Genomic DNA, 16,720 nt, shown 5'->3' on the forward strand with positions numbered 1-16,720 from the left:
CGTCCAGCAGGTCGGTGAACGCTGACGCCGGGCATGGCCCGGCGCTACCGGTGCGATTGCTGAAATGCTCTGGTAGAGCCGAGCCCATGCTCGGCTGCTTTCGCGGGGTGCTTTCGGCGTTGAGCCGAGCGTAGGCTCGGCTCTACAGCGGTGAGCGGCTGCGACCGCTGAAATGCTCTGGTGGAGCCGAGCCCATGCTCGGCTGCTTTCGCGGGGTGCTTTCGGTGTTCAGCCGAGCGTAGGCTCGGCTCTACAGCGGTGAGCGGCGCCGTCACCGTTACATACCGATCCACCCGTCCAGCAGGTCGGTGAACGCTGACGCCGGGCATGGCCCGGCGCTACCGGTGCGATTGCTGAAATGCTCTGGTAGAGCCGAGCCCATGCTCGGCTGCTTTCGCGGGGTGCGTTCGGTGTTCAGCCGAGCGTAGGCTCGGCTCTACAGCGGTGAGCGGCGCCGTAACCGTTACTTACCGATCCACCCGTCCAGCAGGTCGGCGAACTCATCGGCGTGCTCCTCCTCCTGCGCCAGGATGTCCTCCAGGATGCGCTTGGTGGTGGTATCGCGGTCGCCGATGAAGTTGATCATTTCGCGGTAACTGTCGATGGCGATGCGCTCGGCCACCAGGTTCTCGCGCACCATGTCGCGCAGGTCGCTGCCTTCCTTGTACTCGGCATGCGAGCGCGCGGTCAGCGTGTCCGGGTTGAAGTCCGGTTCGCCGCCCAGCTGCACGATACGCTCGGCCAGTTTGCCGGCGTGGTCCTGCTCCTGGTGTGCATGTTCGAGGAACTCGGCCTTGACCGCATCGGCCAGCATGCCTTTGGCCATGTAGTAATGGCGGTAGTAGCGCAGCACGCAGACGTACTCAGTGGCAAGGGCATCGTTGAGCAGCTTGATGACCTCTTCGCGGTCCGCGCTGTAGCTCTCGGTGATGGCCCCATCCTCGATATTCCGACGCGCGCGTTCACGCAGGGTTTCACGATCGGTGATGCCATTGGGCTTTGCGGAGTGGGACGGGTTGGCTGGCTTCTTGGACATGGCTGGCCGGTTTCCTTTCATCTGTGGGGGGGCAAACGTGGGGGGATCAAACGGGGAGGTGTTCCAGCACGTAGTCGGCCGAGGACACCTCGAACTGACCGGGCTCCTCGATCCAGGTGGCGCGAACAACACCGTCGTCGACGTACAGGGCGAAGCGACGCGAACGGAGGCCCATGCCCGAGGCGCTGGCATCCAGCTCCAGGCCAAGTGCACGGGTCAGTTCAGCGTTGCCGTCGGACAGCATCAGCAGGCCCTCGGGCACGTGCTGGTCGGCAGCCCAGGCTTTCATCACGAACGGATCGTTGACCGCCATGCAGTACACGTCGATGCCCCGCTGGCGGAAGGCCGCGAACTTCTCCACGAAGCCAGGCAGATGGCGGGCGGAGCAGGTCGGGGTGAAGGCGCCGGGCACGGCGAACAGGACCACCCGGCGCCCATCGAACAGGGTATGGGTGTCCCGCGTTTCGATGCCCTCGCCGATGCGCTTGAGGGTGACTTCTGGTATACGGGCGCCGACATGGATCGTCATGGGAACTCCTTGCTGCGGACAGGCTAGTGGGGCAGATGGGACGGTGGCGTCAAGACAGTGGAAACCGGGTGTGCCCACCCCATCCTGGGGCAGGGCCACAGCAGCCGCATTGCGCTGGATCAGTTGGCGTCACCGGCGCCCCACGGGCAGCGGCGTAGCATGCCGGCGCGTAGAATGAACCCGGGGCGGCGCCACCGGCGCGGCCGAAGCAGATCGAGGTAGCTGGATGGAATTCAAGGATTACTACGCCACCCTGGGGGTGGAACCGAGTGCGGGCGAGGCCGAGATCAAGACCGCCTACCGGCGGCTGGCGCGCAAGTACCACCCGGACGTGAGCAAGGAGGCCGGCGCCGAGGACAAGTTCAAGGCGGTCAACGAGGCCTACGAGGCGCTGCGCGATCCGGAAAAGCGCGCGGCCTATGACCAGCTGCGCGCGCAGGGCTACCGCCCGGGCGAGGAATTCAACGTGCCGCCGAACTACGGCGGTGCCGGTGGCTTCAATTTCGAGGAAGTGTTCGGCGGCGGCGGTGCCGGCGGCGGCTTCAGCGATTTCTTCGAAAGCCTGTTCGCGCGCCAGCGCGGCGGCCAAGGCGCCGGCCCCGGCCCGGGTTTCAGCAGCCATGGCCAGGCGCCCAACCGCGATACCCGGGCCAAGCTGTCGGTGCCGCTGGAAGCGGCCTACGGCGGCGACAGCCTGCGCATCACCGTCAACGGCAAGCAGCTGGACGTGCGCGTGCCCAAGGGCATCCGCCCGGGCCAGGTGATCCGCCTGTCAGGGCAGGGCACCCATGGCGGCAACCTGCTGCTGGAAGTTGAATACGCCGCCCACCCCCAGTTCGAGGTCGATGGCCGCAACATCCTCTATACGCTGCCGGTGACTCCGTGGCAGGCAGCGCTGGGCACCAGCATCAGCGTGCCGACCCTGGGCGGCGCGGTGGAACTGAAGATCCCGGCCGATTCCGATGCTGGACGCAAGCTGCGCCTGCGCGGCCGCGGCCTGCCGGGCAACCCGGATGGCGACCAGATCGTGGAGCTGGAGATCGTGGCCCCGGCGGCAACGGACGAAGCGCAGAAGAAGGCGTACCGGAACCTGGCAAAGGCCTTCGGCGAAACGATCTGACCGGCCGGAGGAACGCCGGCGGCAAGACCATTTGAAGGTAGCGCCGGGCCATGCCCGGCGGCTCTGACATGTAGCGTCGAGCCATGCTCGACTGCCGTAACCAACAGCAGTCGAGCATGGCTTGACTCTACAGAAATCGCCTCAGCCCTGGCCGGCGAACACGCGTTCCAGCACCTCGGACAGTTCGTCTTCCGAGAATGGCTTGGTGATATAGGCCTTGGCGCCCTGGCGCATGCCCCACATGCGGTCGGTGTCCTGGTCCTTGGTGGTCACCAGGATCACCGGAATGTGCCGGGTCGCCTCATCGCGGGCGAGCGTGCGGGTGGCCTGGAAACCATTGAGGTTGGGCATCACCACGTCCATCAGCACCAGGTCGGGCAGTTCAGCCTTGGCTGTTTCCACCCCGGCCGCGCCGTCGGTGGCGGTCAGAATCTGGTGCCCGAGTTTCTCGACGATGCGCTGTATCCCCAACAGCTGCGACGGTGAGTCGTCGACGATCAGAATGCGTGCCATGTTGTTCCCCGTGTCATGCCCGCAGTGTAGTGCGGGCACGTTGCGGGTGGGAACACGGCCGCTGCCGTCCGTCGCCTGCCTGCGACGTTCAGTCGATCCGCACCACCGTGCGGCCCAGCGAGCCACCGGCCAGCATCCGTTCGAACACACCCGGCAGGTCCGCCAGGCCGACTTCGGCGGTGCAGATGCGGTCCAGGTGCTGCGGCTTCCACTCGCCGCCCAGTCGCGCCCACACCGCTTCACGCAGGTCGCGCGGCGCGCTGGCCGAAGAAACGCCCAGGAGTGACACGCCACGCAGGATGTACGGCATCACCGTCATCTCCAGTTTCGGGCTGGCGGCCAGGCCGGCACTGACCACGCTGCCATAGGGCACGGTCTGCGCCAGCAAGCTGGCCAGCATCGATCCACCGGCATTGTCCAGGCCACCGCCGAAGCGGGCTGACTGCAGCGGCGCGGTATCGGCCAGTGCTTCGCGCGGCAGCACCTCGGCGGCGCCGATGTCGTGCAGGAAGGTGGCCTGCTCAGGCTTGCCACTGATCGCATGCACGTCGTAACCGGCACGGCTGAAGATGTCCACGGCCAGCGCGCCGACCCCGCCGGTGGCGCCGGTCACCGCCAGCGGGCCGTGCCCCGGGGTCAACCGATTGTCCTGCAGGCGCAGCAGGGCGAGCGCGGCGGTGAAGCCGGCCGTGCCCAGCACCATCGCTTCGCGCGGGCTCAGGCCGGCAGGCTGGGCGATGACCGCGCGCGATTCCAGCCGCACGTACTGGCTGTAGCCGCCGTCACGAGTCTCGCTGAGCCCGCAGCCGGTGGCCAGCACCGCATCGCCTTCGCGCCAGGCCGGGTCGCTGGAGGCGACCACGGTGCCGGCCACATCGATGCCACCGACCAGCGGGAAGCGCCGCAGGATCTTGCCCTTGCCCGTGCCGGCCAGGGCGTCCTTGTAGTTGACCGAGGACCAGTGGGCGCGGATCAGCACCTGGCCGGGGCTGAGGTCGTCCACGCCCAGTTGGACTGGGCCGCTGCGGTAGCCAGCATCGTCGTTTTCGATCCGGAAGGCGGTGAACGGGGTGGTGGGGGCCATCGGCGCTGCCTGACTTCGAGGAAAACGCCACCTTACCCGGTCATGGCCCTTTCAAACCTGCCAGTCCGCCCCATCTTGTATGATCGGTGAAGATTCACGGCTGGCGCCGCGGGAAGGGCCCGCGCCGCAGCCCACATATTGATGGAGCGTGCATGGCCTGGAATACACCCGGCGGCAACAAGGGCGGACAAGGCCCCGAGGACAATCGACGCGGGCCGTTCGGGTCGCGTGGCGGTGGCAATGGTGGTGGCTGGGGCGGTCTGCCCGGGCCGCTGAAGGACCTGTTCGATGGCGGCATCCTGCGTTGGGTGGCGGTGGCGGTCGTGTTGCTGGTGCTGTTCTCCAGCTTCCAGCTGATCGGCGAACAGCAGCGCGGCGTGGTGCTGCGCTTCGGCCAGTTCTCGCGGATCCTGACCCCGGGCCCGAACTTCAAGCTGCCGTGGCCGATCGAATCGGTCACCAAGGTCAACGCCACCGAGATCAAGACCTTCTCGATCCAGGTGCCGGTGCTGACCCGCGACGAGAACATCGTCAACGTCTCGCTCAACGTGCAGTACCGCATTGATGATCCGCAGCAGTACCTGTTCGGTACCGTCGATGCCGACCAGGTGCTGGAACAGTCGGCGCAGAGCGCGGTGCGCGAGGAAGTCGGCCGCGCCGACCTCAATTCGGTGCTGAACAACCGTGGCCCGTTGGCCGTGGCCGCCGAGGAGCGTCTGCAGACGTTGCTGGGTGCGTTCAGGACCGGCCTGACCGTGACCGGCCTGACCCTGCAGGACGCCCGTCCGCCGGAGGAGGTCAAGCCGGCCTTCGACGAGGTCAACGGTGCCCAGCAGGTCAAGGAACGCCTGATCAACGAAGCCCAGGCCTACGCCGCCAAGGTCGTGCCGGAAGCCCGAGGCCAGGCCTCGCGTGCCCGTACCACCGCCGAAGGCTACAAGCAGGCCGTGGTGTCCAAGGCCGAGGGTGACGCGCAGCGCTTCAGCCTGCTGCAGGCCCAGTACAAGGACGCCCCGGAAGTCACCCGCAAGCGCCTGTGGCTGGAAACCGTCCAGCAGGTGCTGAGCGAGAACCGCAAGGTGATTGGTGGCGATGGTCGCCAGCTGATCTACGTGCCGATGACCGGCGACACCCGTCCGGGCGCCTCGGCCCCGGCCCCGGTGCCGAATCCGGAGGTGGTGATGCCGTCGCTGCCGGGTACCGCAACCGAAGTTTCCCGTGATCCGGGCCGGCCGGTGGCCCGCCCGACCGGGCGTCCGAGCGGCCGTGAGGAGGGCAGCCGATGAGAAGTTCTATCTGGATTGCCGTCGTCGTGGCGGCCCTGCTGGCCCTGCTGGGTTCGGTCTACGTGGTCCGCGAGGACCAGACCGCCATGGTTCTGAACCTGGGCAAGGTGGTGCGTTCGGACATCAAGCCGGGCCTGCACTTCAAGGTGCCGGTGGTGGAAACCGTGCGCGTATTCGACCGCCGCTTCCAGGTGCTGGATACGGCACCCGCGCGTTACTTCACCGCCGAGCAGAAGGACGTCAGCGTCGACTTCTTCGCCGTGGGCTACATCTCCAACGTGGGCGACTACTTCCGTGCCACCGGTGGTGACCCGCGCGTGGCCAATGCCCGCCTGCAGCCGATCATCACCGATTCGCTGCGCAACCAGATCAACTCGCGCACCCTGCAGCAGCTGGTGTCCGGCGACCGTAGCGAGCTGATCGCCGCGCAGCTGAAGGACATCAACGAAGCGGTGTCCGGGCTGGGCATGCAGATGATCGACCTGCGCATCAAGCAGGTCGACCTGCCCACCGACAGCCAGGTGATCAACGACGTGTACGAGCGCATGCGCGCACAGCGCAAGCAGGAAGCTGCCAAGCTGCGCGCCGAGGGCGAGGAGCAGTCGCTGACCATCCGTGCCCAGGCCGACCGTGACAGCACCGTGCTGATCGCAGAGGCCGAGCGCGATGCCCAGCGCCTGCGCGGTGAAGGCGATGCCGATGCGGCCCGCATCTACGGAAAGGCCGGCTCGGCCGACCCGTCGTTCTATGCGTTCTATCGCAGCCTGGAGGCCTACCGTGGCTCCATGACCGACGGCAACGGCGTGATCGTCCTGGACAAGAACGACCCGTTCCTGCAGTACCTCAAGAACGACCGCTGAGTCGTTCGGCAAGATCCCACGGGGCCCGGCCAGATGCCGGGCCCCGTGTTTTTTCCGGAGTGCCCCACATGAAAGATCTGTTCGCGGCCGTCTGCCTGGTGGCCGTGCTGGAAGGCCTGCTGCTGTTCGTCGCGCCGCTGGCCTGGAAGCGCATGGCCGAGCGCCTGCTGGACCTGCCCAGCCCGGCCCTGCGCAGCTTCGGCGGCCTGGTGCTGCTGGCCGGCCTGAGCCTGCTGTGGTGGGCAAGGCACTGAATGGTGGGGTCGGCCGCGGGCCGGCAAGCCGGCGCGGTCGGGTGTAGCGCCCGAGCCTGCGCTCGGCTCTACAGAGGCGACCGGATGTAGCGCCCGAGCCTATGCTCGGGCGGCGCCGCGCAGCGGCGGCACAGCAGCCGAGCATGGGCTCGGCTCTACACGGGCGCCCGGCTGTAGCGCCCGAGCCTGGGCGCGGGCGGCGCCGCGCAGCGGCGGGAGGGCAGCCGAGCATGGGCTCGGCTCTACATGAGACGCCGGCCTGACCGGCCGGTAAAGCCGTCCGTCGGAAAGGTGGCACCCGACCACGGAAACCCGGATAATGCACAAAAGCCGGACGGGCCTCCCCGTTCGGCTTTTTCCGTGTCTGGGCCTTCCATCGCCGGCCGCTCCCCGTTGGAGCCGCCTTCCGGGTGCTGGCCAGCCCCGCCACGGTTTACCCGTCCGCGGCCCCGATGGCCGCAACAAATCGAGGAGCCCGTCATGGGTCAGTCTGTCGTAGTGTTGGGTGCCCAGTGGGGCGATGAAGGCAAGGGCAAGATCGTCGATCTGCTCACCGAGGAAATCGGCGCCGTGGTGCGCTTCCAGGGCGGCCACAATGCCGGCCACACCCTGGTCATCAATGGCAAGAAGACCGTCCTGCACCTGATCCCGTCGGGCATCCTGCGTGACGATGCGCTGTGCCTGATCGGCAACGGCGTGGTCATCTCGCCGGCCGCGCTGCAGAAGGAGATCGCCGAGCTGGAAACCTCCGGCGTGGAAGTGCGTTCGCGCCTGAAGATCTCCCCGGCCGCGCCGCTGATCATGCCGTACCACATCGCCCTGGACCAGGCGCGCGAACGCGCTGCCGGCGGCAAGGCGATCGGCACCACCGGCCGCGGCATCGGCCCGGCCTACGAAGACAAGGTGGCGCGCCGTGGCATCCGCATCGCCGACCTGCATTACCCCAAGCAGCTGGAAGAGCTGCTGCGTACCGCGCTGGATTACCACAACTTCGTGCTGACCAAGTATCTGAACACCGATGCGGTCGACTTCCAGAAGACCTTCGACGAAGCCCTGGCCTTCGGCGAATACGTGCAGCCGATGAAGTCCGACGTGGCCGGCATCCTGCATGACCTGCGCAAGCAGGGTAAGCGCGTGCTGTTCGAAGGCGCGCAGGGCGCACTGCTGGACATCGACCATGGCACCTACCCGTACGTCACCAGCTCCAACACCACCGTCGGTGGCGCGCTGGCCGGTGCCGGCGTCGGCGCCGATGCGATCGACTACGTGCTGGGCATCGCCAAGGCCTACGCCACCCGCGTCGGCGGCGGCCCGTTCCCGACCGAGCTGGACGATGAAATCGGCCAGGGCATCCGTGACCGCGGCGCCGAATACGGTGCGTCCACCGGTCGTCCGCGTCGCTGCGGCTGGATGGACATCGTCGCGCTGAAGCGCGCCGTGGCCATCAACGGCATCAGCGGCCTGTGCATCACCAAGCTGGACGTGCTGGACGGCATGGAAAAGCTGAAGGTCTGCATCGCCTACGAATACAACGGCAAGCGCACCGAGTACGCGCCGCTGGACGCGCAGGGCTGGGAAGACTGCACCCCGGTGTACCTGGAGTTCCCGGGCTGGAGCGAGAACACCCACGGCATCACCAACTGGGACGAGCTGCCGCCGGCCGCACGTGCCTACCTGCGTTCGCTGGAAGAGCTGGCCGGTTGCCCGATCAGCATCGTGTCCACCGGCCCGGACCGCGACCACACCATGGTCCTGCAGGATCCGTTCGCCTGAGGTAGCGACGGGCCATGCCCGGAAGCGCACTGGTAGCGCCGGGCCATGCCCGGCGTAGGTGACAGGTAAAGCCCCGCGCAAGCGGGGCTTTTTCGTTTTCGGTACTGTGGCGGCACAGCCGGCAGGGACGCGCAGCGATGACGGAGATTTCGGCATGAAGGGCGAGACGGTCGCACGGGTGACCCTGTGGCTGCTGTGGAGCCTGTGGACGCTGGCCTGCATCGTGCTGGTGCTGGGCGCGGTCGCCAACCACCTGGCCTCGCGCACGCAGACCCTGCCGCTGGTGCTGCAGCCCGGTGCGACGGCCGGGGTCACGGTCTACCGCTTCATCAACGACCCGCTGCGGTTGCGCCTGCGTTATGCGGATGACGGCGCCGATCCTGCGATCGATCCGGAAGTGCGCCTGCGCGCGGAAACCCCGACCGATCAAACCGAGTTCCGCGCCAAGACACGCTCGGGCGCACCCGAACCGGAAACCACCCGCGCGCTGGAATCGGTCGAGCGAGACCGGTTCGCCGCCTCGTACTTCGGCTATGGCCGCGGTGATGCACTGCCACGCGGTCGTTCCTGGCTGCGGCTGACCGTGCTGGAGGTCGACCCGGCGCTGGCTGGCCGTGCGGCCTCGGTGGACCTGCTGCCGCCGATGGACGTGCTGAAGCTGACCGACCTGGACTACCTGTGGCTGTGGCCGTTCTTCTTCTGGCAGCCGGTGGGGCTGCTGCTGCTGATCGCGGGTGGCGGACTGGCGACGGCCAGCATCGCGCTGCGGAGGTGGCAACCCCGTCCTCGGGCGCGGTAGCGCCGGGCCATGCCCGGTGGGGTGGGGCAGGCTACTTGCCAGATGCCCAATATGGGTACAATAATGCCCAATATGGGTAATGAAGCTCCCAATACGTCTTCCACCGGCCCCATCGGGCTGGCCGACGCGCTGTTCACCCAGACCCAGCAACGGGTGCTGGCCCTGCTGTTCGGGCAGGATCGTCGTGATTTCAGCATTTCCGAGCTGATCAGCGGCAGCGGTGCAGGCTCCGGCGCCGTGCAGCGCGAAGTGGCCAAGCTGGTCGCAAGCGGCCTGGTCGAGCAGCGTAGGGTCGGCAACCAGAAGCGCTATCGCGCGTTTGCCGGCTCACCGATCCATGCCGAGCTGGTGGCGCTGGTGCACAAGACCATCGGTCTGGCGCAGCCGCTGCGCGAGGCGTTGCAACCGTTGCAGGACCAGATTGCACTGGCCTTCGTCTTCGGCTCGGTGGCCAAGCGCACGGACAGCGCGCACAGCGACATCGATCTGATGCTGGTCTCCGATACGCTGGGCTATGCTGAGCTGATGGCCGTGCTCGATCCGCTGGAAGATCGCCTGGGACGGCCGGTGAACCCGACGCTGTACACGCATGACGAACTGCATGATCGCCTGCGCAAGGGCAATGCCTTCCTGCAGCGTGTTCTCGAACAACCCAAGGTGTGGGTGATTGGAGGAAAGGATGACCTCGCCATTGCAGAATCTGGTCGGGGCGGGTAAACCGCTCACCGTTGAACCGCCCGATCCGCGCGAGATCGAAGGCCTGCAGCGCTCGGGCCTTGCGCGGCTGCGTGACGCACGCAATGCCACGTTGTCGCTGGAAAGTCGTTTCGATCTTGCCTACAACGCTGCGCACGCGTTGAGCCTCGCCGCGCTTCGCGCGCAGGGTTTCCGGCCCAGCAACCGCTACATCGTGTTCCAGTCGCTCAAGCACACGCTCGGCGTTGGTCCGGAGGTATGGCGCGTGCTCGACAAATGCCACCAGCAGCGCAACATCGCTGAGTACGAGGGCGAACTCGATGTCAGCGGCCGCCTGGTGGAAGACCTGATTACGGCCTGTGACGTGGTGCGTGTTGCCTCAGGCCTCTGAGCAAAGCGGGTGCTGACGCGTCAGCGCCCCGCCTGCAGCAACGGGTACGGGTTGATCGACTCGCCCTTCCACCACTGCTTTTCCGGCCCCAGCACATGCACCTCGAAATGCAGGTGCGGGGCATCGGCGCTGGCATTGCCGGTGCTGCCGACATAGCCGATCACCTCACCGCGCTTGATGACCTGCTTTTCGGCCAGGCCATCGGCATAGCGCTGCAGGTGGGCGTAGTAGTAGCACCAGCGGCCGCTGGGCTCGAACTGGTAGATCGTCAGCCCGCCGCGCTCGCTGTCGAACAGTTTTTCCACCGTCCCATCGGCCACCGCCAGCACCGGCGTGCCGGCGTCGGCCATGATGTCGATGGCATCGTGCACGCGGCCCTCGCTGCGTGCATCGGTGAAGGTGTCGCGCAGCTGAGAGGCCTGGATGCCCTGCACCGGCAGCAGCAGGCCGGTTGGCGCATCGCTGGTGCTGGACGGGGGCATGGTCGTGGGAACCGGGGCGTCCGCGTGCGGCGTTGCAGCCGCAGCCGGCGGCGCCGTGGCCACCGCCGTTTGAGCTGCGGGCCAGGCAACCGCCACCGGCTCACCCGCATCGCGGCGCAGCCACCAGCCGGCACCCAGCCCCAGCAGCACGCCCAGTACGATCAGCTGCGAAAGACGCATCGGGTCACTCCTGCATCACGACGGGGACCGAGGTATCCACGGCATCGGCCACGCGCAGCGCATCCCAGTTGGTCATGCGCACGCAGCCATGCGATTCGGTCTTGCCCACGTGGCCCGGCTCGGGCGTGCCGTGCAGGCCGTAATGCGGCTTGGACAGGTCGATCCACACCCGGCCGACAGGATTGTTCGGGCCCGGCGGCAGCGTGGCCTTCTTCTCGCCCTTGCGCGCATCCCAGAACAGCTTGGGGTTGTAGTGGAATGTCGGGTCGCGGGACACACCGAGGATCTTCCATTCACCGATCGGCAGCGGATCGTGCTGGCTGCCCGACGACACCGGCACCTGCGCGATGACCTTACCGGCTGCATCAAGCAACTGCAGAGTGGAATCGGATTTGTCGACCACCAGCTTGGCCGCCTTCGGTAGCGGCGCCGGTGCGATGTTGGGTACCTGGATGCGGCTGCCGGCCTTGCCCAAATCGACGCCGGGGTTGAGCGCCTTCAGCAGCTCGGGCGAGGCATGGAACCGCTCGCCCAAGGCTTCCTCCACGCTGCCGTAGCCCAGCGCCTTCAGCTTGGCCTGTGCGGCGGGACCCTTCGGCACCGGCTGGAACGGACCCGCAACGTCGTCGGCGGTCAGCGTGTAGCTGGCCAGTGGCGCGTTGGCATCGGCCTGCAGTGCCTTCCAGGTGGCATCGTCGAGTTCGCCGGTGACGGTCAGCCCGTGCGCGGCCTGGAAGCCGGACACCGCGCGGCGCTGGTTGCTGCCCACCTCGCCATCGATCTGGCCGGGCGAGAAATTGGCGCGGTCCAGCAGTACCTGTGCGTGCAGCGGCGAGCGGGCGGCGATGTCCGGTCCCGCGCGCTCGGCGATGGGCGCAGGCAGGTTGGCCGGCGGGGCCTGCGCGAATGCAGGGGAAACCAGCAGCGACAGCGCAAGCACGGCGACACGGGGTGAACGCATGGGAAGCTCCTGAAGAACGTGCCCCCACCATGCCTGCACCCCGCGGCCAGCCCGCGTGAAAACACGGGCGTGTTGCTGAGCGGCAGATGAGCGCTCAACGTGCGGATTGATCCTGGATGCGCCAGCTCTGCAGCACGCCGAAGCCTATCTCGGCGACGGTGAACAGCAGCAGGATCGCACTGGCACCGTGCAGCACCGCATACACCTGCCACAGCGCGAACAGCCCGCGTGCGGCGGCATCGAGCCGGCCCAGCAGCACGCTGGGGGCAAGCACGCGGGCCAGCGACCACATCACCACCACCGAGCCGAGCAGGTTGGCCAGCAGCATGTGCAGCGGGTCCAGCGCCGGTACCTGGCCCGGCAGCTGCCAGGCATCGGCCAGCGCAGCCATCGCCGCGTGCAGGGGTGCGAACGTCCAAGGCAGGGCGAAGGGCAGGGTGACCAGCAGGTCGTAGAAGGCGCTGGCGCGGACGATGCGGAGATAACGGGAGGTGAGCATGGACGCCTTCAACAGGAGAAAGAGGGCGTACTGTCAGGGCTGAAGTAAACTTCAGGGTCAAGCGTTTTCTGGAGCCCCCATGCAGATTGGAGAACTGGCTCAGGCCTGCGGCCTCTCGCGCGAAGCCCTGCGTTTCTACGAGAAGCAGGGCCTGATCGGCGCGCGGCGCCTGGCCAATGGCTACCGCGATTACCCGGATGAAACCGCGATGCTGGTGCATTACATCCGCACCGCCCAGCAGCTCGGCTTCACCCTGGCCGAGATCGGCCAGCGCCTGCCCAGGCTGTGGGAGCAGGCCGATGCCGGCCCGTTGCTGGCGGCCGCGCTGCAGGAAAAACTCGCGGACATCGATGCCCGCATCGCCGCGCTCGGTGCCCTGCGCCAGGATCTGGCCACGCGCGTGGCCAGCGCCTGCCCCTTCCAGCCCCGTAGCACCGTGGGCTGAAGCCGGATTCTGAACCGTGACCCGGTTGTTCATGGAGGCCACGTCAAGGCGGCGTGAGACAGGCCGATACAGGCTTATCCCCCCGTTTGGATCCCCCCCATGAACTATTTGAGGAATGTCAGGGTTGCCTGGCGTCTTGGTCTGGGCTTTGGCCTGTTGCTGCTGCTGGTGGCCGCCGTTGTCGTCACCGGTGCCACCGCCACGACTGTGCAGAAGCGCGCGATGCAGCAGGTGGTCGAGGTCAGCGTGACCAAGGTGCGCCTGCTGTCGCAGATGCTCGATGCCAACAACCAGATGATGGTCGTGCGTCGCGAGATGCTGATCCGCCAAGGTGACGCTCGCGAGGCCGACGAGCAGCGCATCGCCGACCTGGTCAAGCGCTACGAAACCAGTTGGACCGCCTACCAGGCACTGCCTAGCGATGCCGACGGCAAGGCCGTGGGCGAGGCCATCGCGGCGAAGCGGGCCATTGCCCGGCCGCTGAACAAGCAGACCAGCGAACTGATGGACCAGGGTGATTTCCCCGGCGCCATCGCGCTGACCCTGGGCCCGGTGCAGGTCGCGGCCAACGGCTGGAACAAGGCGCTGGCCGATGGCGTGGCCTTCGAGGAGAAGGAAAGCCGCGAGGCGGCCGCCGAAGCGATCCGTCTCGGCGAGCGCAGCCTGCTGCAGCTGCTGGTGCTGGGCGGCGTAGCGCTGCTGGTCGGCATCACGGCCTCGGTGATGATCGGCCGCAGCCTGACCGGCCCGCTGGCGCGCGCAGTGCAGCTGGCACAGCGGCTCTCCAAGGGTGAGCTGGACCAGTCCTTCCACTTGGGTGGCCGCGATGAATTGACCCAGCTGGGCGAGGCCATGGGCAGCGTGCGGCAGAGCGTGCAGGCCGCCATCGGCGCGCAGCTGCAGATGGCCGAACAGCACGAGGCTGGCGCCATCGGCTACCGCATGGATGCCAGCGCCTTCCCCGGCGATTTCGGCCGCATGGTGCAGGCCACCAACAGCCTGGTGGAATCGCACGTGCAGGTGGAACTGCTGATGGCCGAAGTCATGCAGCGCTACGCGATCGGCGATCTCAGCCGCGACCTGCCGCAGTATCCCGGCGCGAAGGGCGCGTTCACCCGCACCCTGGCCGCGGTGAAGCAGAGCCTGATGGCGATCAGCGCCCAGATCGACACGCTGGCCCGGGCCGCCGGCGCGGGTGATTTCAGCGTGCGCGGCGATGTCGAGGCGTTCCAGTTCCAGTACCGCGCGATGGTCGAACACCTCAACGCGATGATGGCCAGCTCGCAGGCGAGCATCGCCGATGTCTCCGACGTGCTGCGCGCGATCTCGCACGGCAACCTGACCGCGCGCATGGACGGTGACTACGAGGGCGTCTTCGCCCGCATGCGCGACGATGCCAACACCACCACCGCGCAGCTGACCGGCATCGTCCGTGGCATCCAGGTGGCGGCCGACAGCATCAACAACGCCGCGCAGGAACTGGCCGCCGGCAACAGTGATCTCTCGCGCCGTACCGAGCAGCAGGCCGCCAATCTGGAAGAAGCAGCCGCGTCGATGGAAGAGCTGACCTCCACCGTGCGCCAGAACGCCGAGCTTGCACGCCAGGCCGACAGCGAAGCGCATGCAGCCGGCGCCGCCGTACGCGAGACCGAACAGGCCATGGTGCAGATGGCAACGGTGATGGGCGAGATCGACCAGTCGTCGGCACGCATCTCCGAGATCTCCACGGTGATCGACGGCATCGCGTTCCAGACCAACATCCTGGCGCTGAACGCTGCCGTCGAAGCGGCACGCGCCGGTGAGCAGGGCCGTGGATTCGCGGTGGTCGCCAGCGAAGTGCGCACCCTGGCGCAGCGTGCGGGTGTGGCCGCCAAGGAGATCAAGGAACTGATCGAAGACGCCGCCGCCAAGGTGCAGAGCGGGCTGGCCGTGACCGTGCAGTCCGAGGCGGCGATCGCCCGCCTGGCCCACGCCAGCTCGCGCACCAACCAGCTGATGAGCGACATCGCTGCGGCCAGCAAGGAACAGGCCGCGGGCATCGAGCAGGTCAACCAGGTGGTGGTGCAGATGGACCAGGTGACCCAGCAGAACGCCGCTCTGGTGGAAGAGGCGACCGCGGCCAGCCGCGCGCTGGAAGAGCAGGCCAATGCGCTGACCACCTCGGTGTCGGTGTTCCAGATCGAGCAGGGCCGGCCGGCGTCAGCCGTGGTAGCTCGCGCAGCGTGATCAAGCCGTATCAGCGCCGGCACCAGCGCCGGCGCGGATGCGGTGCACGTACGTTACGAACTGTATACGGGGTCAGCGAAGTCTGTAGCTTGCCTGCAGCGGCAGGCTGACGCCCCGCAGGGTATCGCGGGCGACCACCTGCACGGTCCAGGTGCCCTTCGGGGCATCGGCCTGTGCGGTGAACTGAATGCGCAGATTGGTCAGGAATACTTGGTGCGACGGTCCTTCCAGGGCGGAGCTGAAGCAGGGCAGCTCCTTCTGCTCGGTGGCAACGCTGCCATCGGGCAGGGTCACGCGCACATCGCACTCCACCTGTGCCACGCCCTTTGCGTCCAGTTGCGGGTTGGAAATGAAGGCGATGATGCTGACCTGCTCACCGGCATGTACTTCGCTGGCCACGCTGAATTTGGGCGTGGTATCGGCCGGCGTCTGCCATTTGGCCAGCCAGTCGGGGTCGGTGGTGACCAGCAGGGTTGCGCCGAAACCGTCATGGGATTTCGTCGATTCTGTCTGCGCCACGGGGCGGCCATCGGGCTGGACCCAGTCGCCTGCGGCGGTTGCGGTCAGCGGAAGCAGCGCGAACAGGGCCAGGTTACGCGTCCATTGCATGGTGATCTTCCATCAGGGCCGCTTCCCGCGGCGGTGACCCGAGTATGGCGCAGGCGGCCGCCGGTTGGCAGAGTTGGGCCGGCGCGTCCCATCGGCAGCACCTCGCCCTACCACCCGTCAGCGATTTCGGCGATGCTCGCTGCAGACACCGGGGGAGGGAGCATGGACAGCAACGAGGCCGAAGGCGCCTACGGCGACGTGCCACGGATGCAGGGCATGGCCGCGCCCGCCATGCCCCCAGCTGAAGCGCCGACCGACTGGTCGATCCTGCCGCTGACCGGTGGGAATGATGATTCGGCGGTGATGCAGGCGCTGCGCCGCATGCGCCGTGAGCCGGCCCTGCTGTTCACCGTGGCCTACCTGCTGGTCTCGCTGCTGGGCCTGTGGTGCAGTTTCTGGTTCTACCGGGGCTTCAAGCTGTCGATCCTGGATTACCTGCAGCCCAGCGATTTCCTGGTGGCCGGCATCCGCGACCCGGCGTACGTGGTGCTGCTGGCCGCAGGCCTGCTGCTGGTGCTGGTGGTGAGCTGGCCGGAAACCCTGCGCATGCGCAATGCCGCCAAGCTGGAACAGCTGCGCACGCGCAACTGGGTGTGGCGGGTGGTGTTGACGCGCTCGGCACTGACCAGCTGGGAGGGCGTGGGCCTGCGCCCGCTGACCGCGATGACCCTGGCCGTGGCCGCGTTCATGGCGCTGGGCGCGGCGAACTACGTGACGGTGCGCGGGGAGCAGATCCGCAACGCCGGCAGCGGCGAAGTGATCCGCCTGCAGTTGAATGGCGACCGCGCGCCGTTGCCGGGCACCGCGCGCCTGCTCGGTTCCAGCAGCGCGTTCCTGTTCGTCTGGTGGCCGCAGCAGCGGCGTGCCGAGGCCATTCCGATCGCGGCGGTGCGCACGCTGCAGGCGGTTACCGTGGCGGCGCCTGCGCCTGCGCCTGCGCCTGCGCCGGCCTCCGCGCCGGGGCCCGGCAGTTGAAC

At 67.5% G+C, this 16,720-nt stretch carries 19 protein-coding genes; 11 read left to right on the forward strand and 8 right to left on the reverse strand.

Features of this window, described 5'->3' with window-relative positions:
• Nucleotides 1-463: 463 nt before the first annotated feature.
• Nucleotides 464-1,036, reverse strand: coding sequence for a ferritin-like domain-containing protein (locus AC1VXD_RS10075; protein WP_482991947.1), 573 nt, complete (start codon nucleotides 1,034-1,036; stop codon nucleotides 464-466).
• Between the two features lie 46 nt (nucleotides 1,037-1,082).
• On the reverse strand, nucleotides 1,083-1,565 hold the full coding sequence (locus AC1VXD_RS10080) for a redoxin family protein (RefSeq protein ID WP_482991948.1): 483 nt from the start codon (nucleotides 1,563-1,565) through the stop codon (nucleotides 1,083-1,085).
• A 226-nt stretch (nucleotides 1,566-1,791) separates the two neighbouring features.
• Here AC1VXD_RS10080 and AC1VXD_RS10085 point away from each other — a divergent pair, with 226 nt between their 5' ends.
• Nucleotides 1,792-2,685, forward strand: a complete 894-nt coding sequence (locus AC1VXD_RS10085) for a DnaJ C-terminal domain-containing protein (RefSeq protein ID WP_164074729.1) — start codon at nucleotides 1,792-1,794, stop codon at nucleotides 2,683-2,685.
• A 141-nt stretch (nucleotides 2,686-2,826) separates the two neighbouring features.
• Here AC1VXD_RS10085 and pilH read toward each other — a convergent pair whose 3' ends face one another.
• Both pilH and AC1VXD_RS10095 read right to left on the reverse strand, forming a co-directional pair.
• Nucleotides 2,827-3,198, reverse strand: a complete 372-nt coding sequence (gene pilH / locus AC1VXD_RS10090; protein ID WP_005410644.1) for a twitching motility response regulator PilH — start codon at nucleotides 3,196-3,198, stop codon at nucleotides 2,827-2,829.
• Between the two features lie 88 nt (nucleotides 3,199-3,286).
• Entirely contained in the window at nucleotides 3,287-4,282 is a 996-nt protein-coding gene (locus tag AC1VXD_RS10095) for a YhdH/YhfP family quinone oxidoreductase (protein WP_482991949.1), read from the reverse strand.
• Nucleotides 4,283-4,434: 152 nt separating this feature from the next.
• Between AC1VXD_RS10095 and hflK the strand changes: the two genes are divergently transcribed.
• The 7 genes from hflK to AC1VXD_RS10130 all read left to right on the forward strand — a co-directional run bounded on the left by hflK (nucleotide 4,435) and on the right by AC1VXD_RS10130 (nucleotide 10,341).
• Complete coding sequence (gene hflK, locus AC1VXD_RS10100; protein WP_482991950.1) at nucleotides 4,435-5,568, forward strand: FtsH protease activity modulator HflK; 1,134 nt, start codon at nucleotides 4,435-4,437, stop codon at nucleotides 5,566-5,568.
• A complete protein-coding gene (hflC, locus tag AC1VXD_RS10105; RefSeq protein WP_116864314.1) occupies nucleotides 5,565-6,428 on the forward strand; it encodes a protease modulator HflC in 864 nt (287 codons plus the stop codon). The genes hflK and hflC overlap by 4 nt, the downstream gene beginning before the upstream one ends.
• 68 nt (nucleotides 6,429-6,496) lie before the next feature.
• On the forward strand, nucleotides 6,497-6,682 hold the full coding sequence (locus AC1VXD_RS10110; protein WP_079222788.1) for a DUF2065 domain-containing protein: 186 nt from the start codon (nucleotides 6,497-6,499) through the stop codon (nucleotides 6,680-6,682).
• Between the two features lie 480 nt (nucleotides 6,683-7,162).
• Nucleotides 7,163-8,455, forward strand: coding sequence for an adenylosuccinate synthase (locus AC1VXD_RS10115; RefSeq protein ID WP_482991951.1), 1,293 nt, complete (start codon nucleotides 7,163-7,165; stop codon nucleotides 8,453-8,455).
• A gap of 154 nt (nucleotides 8,456-8,609) precedes the next feature.
• Nucleotides 8,610-9,254 carry a hypothetical protein gene (locus AC1VXD_RS10120; protein ID WP_482991952.1) on the forward strand — a complete coding sequence of 215 codons (645 nt, stop codon included), beginning with the start codon at nucleotides 8,610-8,612 and terminating at the stop codon, nucleotides 9,252-9,254.
• 72 nt (nucleotides 9,255-9,326) lie between these two features.
• Nucleotides 9,327-9,971: a nucleotidyltransferase domain-containing protein gene (locus AC1VXD_RS10125; protein WP_482991953.1), complete on the forward strand. Its 645-nt coding sequence runs from the start codon at nucleotides 9,327-9,329 to the stop codon at nucleotides 9,969-9,971.
• The gene (locus AC1VXD_RS10130; protein WP_482991954.1) at nucleotides 9,934-10,341 is read left to right on the forward strand and encodes a hypothetical protein; all 408 of its coding nucleotides are present in this window, start codon (nucleotides 9,934-9,936) and stop codon (nucleotides 10,339-10,341) included. Before AC1VXD_RS10125 ends, AC1VXD_RS10130 begins: the two co-directional genes overlap by 38 nt.
• A gap of 20 nt (nucleotides 10,342-10,361) precedes the next feature.
• Here the strand turns inward: AC1VXD_RS10130 and AC1VXD_RS10135 are convergent, their stop codons facing one another.
• From AC1VXD_RS10135 to AC1VXD_RS10145, 3 genes are all read right to left on the reverse strand, one after another.
• Nucleotides 10,362-11,003: a M23 family metallopeptidase gene (locus AC1VXD_RS10135; RefSeq protein ID WP_482991955.1), complete on the reverse strand. Its 642-nt coding sequence runs from the start codon at nucleotides 11,001-11,003 to the stop codon at nucleotides 10,362-10,364.
• Nucleotides 11,004-11,007: 4 nt separating this feature from the next.
• Complete coding sequence (locus AC1VXD_RS10140) at nucleotides 11,008-11,964, reverse strand: L,D-transpeptidase family protein (RefSeq protein WP_482991956.1); 957 nt, start codon at nucleotides 11,962-11,964, stop codon at nucleotides 11,008-11,010.
• Nucleotides 11,965-12,058: 94 nt separating this feature from the next.
• Nucleotides 12,059-12,463 carry a hypothetical protein gene (locus tag AC1VXD_RS10145; RefSeq protein WP_482991957.1) on the reverse strand — a complete coding sequence of 135 codons (405 nt, stop codon included), beginning with the start codon at nucleotides 12,461-12,463 and terminating at the stop codon, nucleotides 12,059-12,061.
• A 79-nt stretch (nucleotides 12,464-12,542) separates the two neighbouring features.
• Here AC1VXD_RS10145 and AC1VXD_RS10150 point away from each other — a divergent pair, with 79 nt between their 5' ends.
• Together AC1VXD_RS10150 and AC1VXD_RS10155 are read left to right on the forward strand one after the other, a co-directional pair.
• Nucleotides 12,543-12,908 (forward strand): MerR family transcriptional regulator, encoded by a 366-nt coding sequence (locus AC1VXD_RS10150; RefSeq protein WP_482991958.1) that lies wholly within the window; start codon nucleotides 12,543-12,545, stop codon nucleotides 12,906-12,908.
• Nucleotides 12,909-13,007: 99 nt separating this feature from the next.
• Nucleotides 13,008-15,134 (forward strand): methyl-accepting chemotaxis protein, encoded by a 2,127-nt coding sequence (locus tag AC1VXD_RS10155; RefSeq protein ID WP_482991959.1) that lies wholly within the window; start codon nucleotides 13,008-13,010, stop codon nucleotides 15,132-15,134.
• Nucleotides 15,135-15,206: 72 nt separating this feature from the next.
• Here AC1VXD_RS10155 and AC1VXD_RS10160 read toward each other — a convergent pair whose 3' ends face one another.
• Nucleotides 15,207-15,743, reverse strand: coding sequence for a hypothetical protein (locus AC1VXD_RS10160; RefSeq protein WP_482991960.1), 537 nt, complete (start codon nucleotides 15,741-15,743; stop codon nucleotides 15,207-15,209).
• 162 nt (nucleotides 15,744-15,905) lie between these two features.
• Between AC1VXD_RS10160 and AC1VXD_RS10165 the strand changes: the two genes are divergently transcribed.
• Nucleotides 15,906-16,718: a hypothetical protein gene (locus tag AC1VXD_RS10165; protein ID WP_482991961.1), complete on the forward strand. Its 813-nt coding sequence runs from the start codon at nucleotides 15,906-15,908 to the stop codon at nucleotides 16,716-16,718.
• The last annotated feature ends 2 nt before the right edge of the window (nucleotides 16,719-16,720 follow it).

The organism is Stenotrophomonas sp. STEN054, from assembly GCF_056854535.1.

Excerpts from the sequence above, each read along its gene's own strand:
- AC1VXD_RS10075 (WP_482991947.1), bottom strand. The coding sequence starts at position 1,036 with ATGTCCAAGAAGCCAGCCAACCCGTCCCACTCCGCAAAGCCCAATGGC.
- AC1VXD_RS10080 (WP_482991948.1), bottom strand. The coding sequence starts at position 1,565 with ATGACGATCCATGTCGGCGCCCGTATACCAGAAGTCACCCTCAAGCGC.
- AC1VXD_RS10085 (WP_164074729.1), top strand. The coding sequence starts at position 1,792 with ATGGAATTCAAGGATTACTACGCCACCCTGGGGGTGGAACCGAGTGCG.
- pilH (WP_005410644.1), bottom strand. The coding sequence starts at position 3,198 with ATGGCACGCATTCTGATCGTCGACGACTCACCGTCGCAGCTGTTGGGG.
- AC1VXD_RS10095 (WP_482991949.1), bottom strand. The coding sequence starts at position 4,282 with ATGGCCCCCACCACCCCGTTCACCGCCTTCCGGATCGAAAACGACGAT.
- hflK (WP_482991950.1), top strand. The coding sequence starts at position 4,435 with ATGGCCTGGAATACACCCGGCGGCAACAAGGGCGGACAAGGCCCCGAG.
- hflC (WP_116864314.1), top strand. The coding sequence starts at position 5,565 with ATGAGAAGTTCTATCTGGATTGCCGTCGTCGTGGCGGCCCTGCTGGCC.
- AC1VXD_RS10110 (WP_079222788.1), top strand. The coding sequence starts at position 6,497 with ATGAAAGATCTGTTCGCGGCCGTCTGCCTGGTGGCCGTGCTGGAAGGC.
- AC1VXD_RS10115 (WP_482991951.1), top strand. The coding sequence starts at position 7,163 with ATGGGTCAGTCTGTCGTAGTGTTGGGTGCCCAGTGGGGCGATGAAGGC.
- AC1VXD_RS10120 (WP_482991952.1), top strand. The coding sequence starts at position 8,610 with ATGAAGGGCGAGACGGTCGCACGGGTGACCCTGTGGCTGCTGTGGAGC.
- AC1VXD_RS10125 (WP_482991953.1), top strand. The coding sequence starts at position 9,327 with ATGGGTAATGAAGCTCCCAATACGTCTTCCACCGGCCCCATCGGGCTG.
- AC1VXD_RS10130 (WP_482991954.1), top strand. The coding sequence starts at position 9,934 with ATGACCTCGCCATTGCAGAATCTGGTCGGGGCGGGTAAACCGCTCACC.
- AC1VXD_RS10135 (WP_482991955.1), bottom strand. The coding sequence starts at position 11,003 with ATGCGTCTTTCGCAGCTGATCGTACTGGGCGTGCTGCTGGGGCTGGGT.
- AC1VXD_RS10140 (WP_482991956.1), bottom strand. The coding sequence starts at position 11,964 with ATGCGTTCACCCCGTGTCGCCGTGCTTGCGCTGTCGCTGCTGGTTTCC.
- AC1VXD_RS10145 (WP_482991957.1), bottom strand. The coding sequence starts at position 12,463 with ATGCTCACCTCCCGTTATCTCCGCATCGTCCGCGCCAGCGCCTTCTAC.
- AC1VXD_RS10150 (WP_482991958.1), top strand. The coding sequence starts at position 12,543 with ATGCAGATTGGAGAACTGGCTCAGGCCTGCGGCCTCTCGCGCGAAGCC.
- AC1VXD_RS10155 (WP_482991959.1), top strand. The coding sequence starts at position 13,008 with ATGAACTATTTGAGGAATGTCAGGGTTGCCTGGCGTCTTGGTCTGGGC.
- AC1VXD_RS10160 (WP_482991960.1), bottom strand. The coding sequence starts at position 15,743 with ATGCAATGGACGCGTAACCTGGCCCTGTTCGCGCTGCTTCCGCTGACC.
- AC1VXD_RS10165 (WP_482991961.1), top strand. The coding sequence starts at position 15,906 with ATGGACAGCAACGAGGCCGAAGGCGCCTACGGCGACGTGCCACGGATG.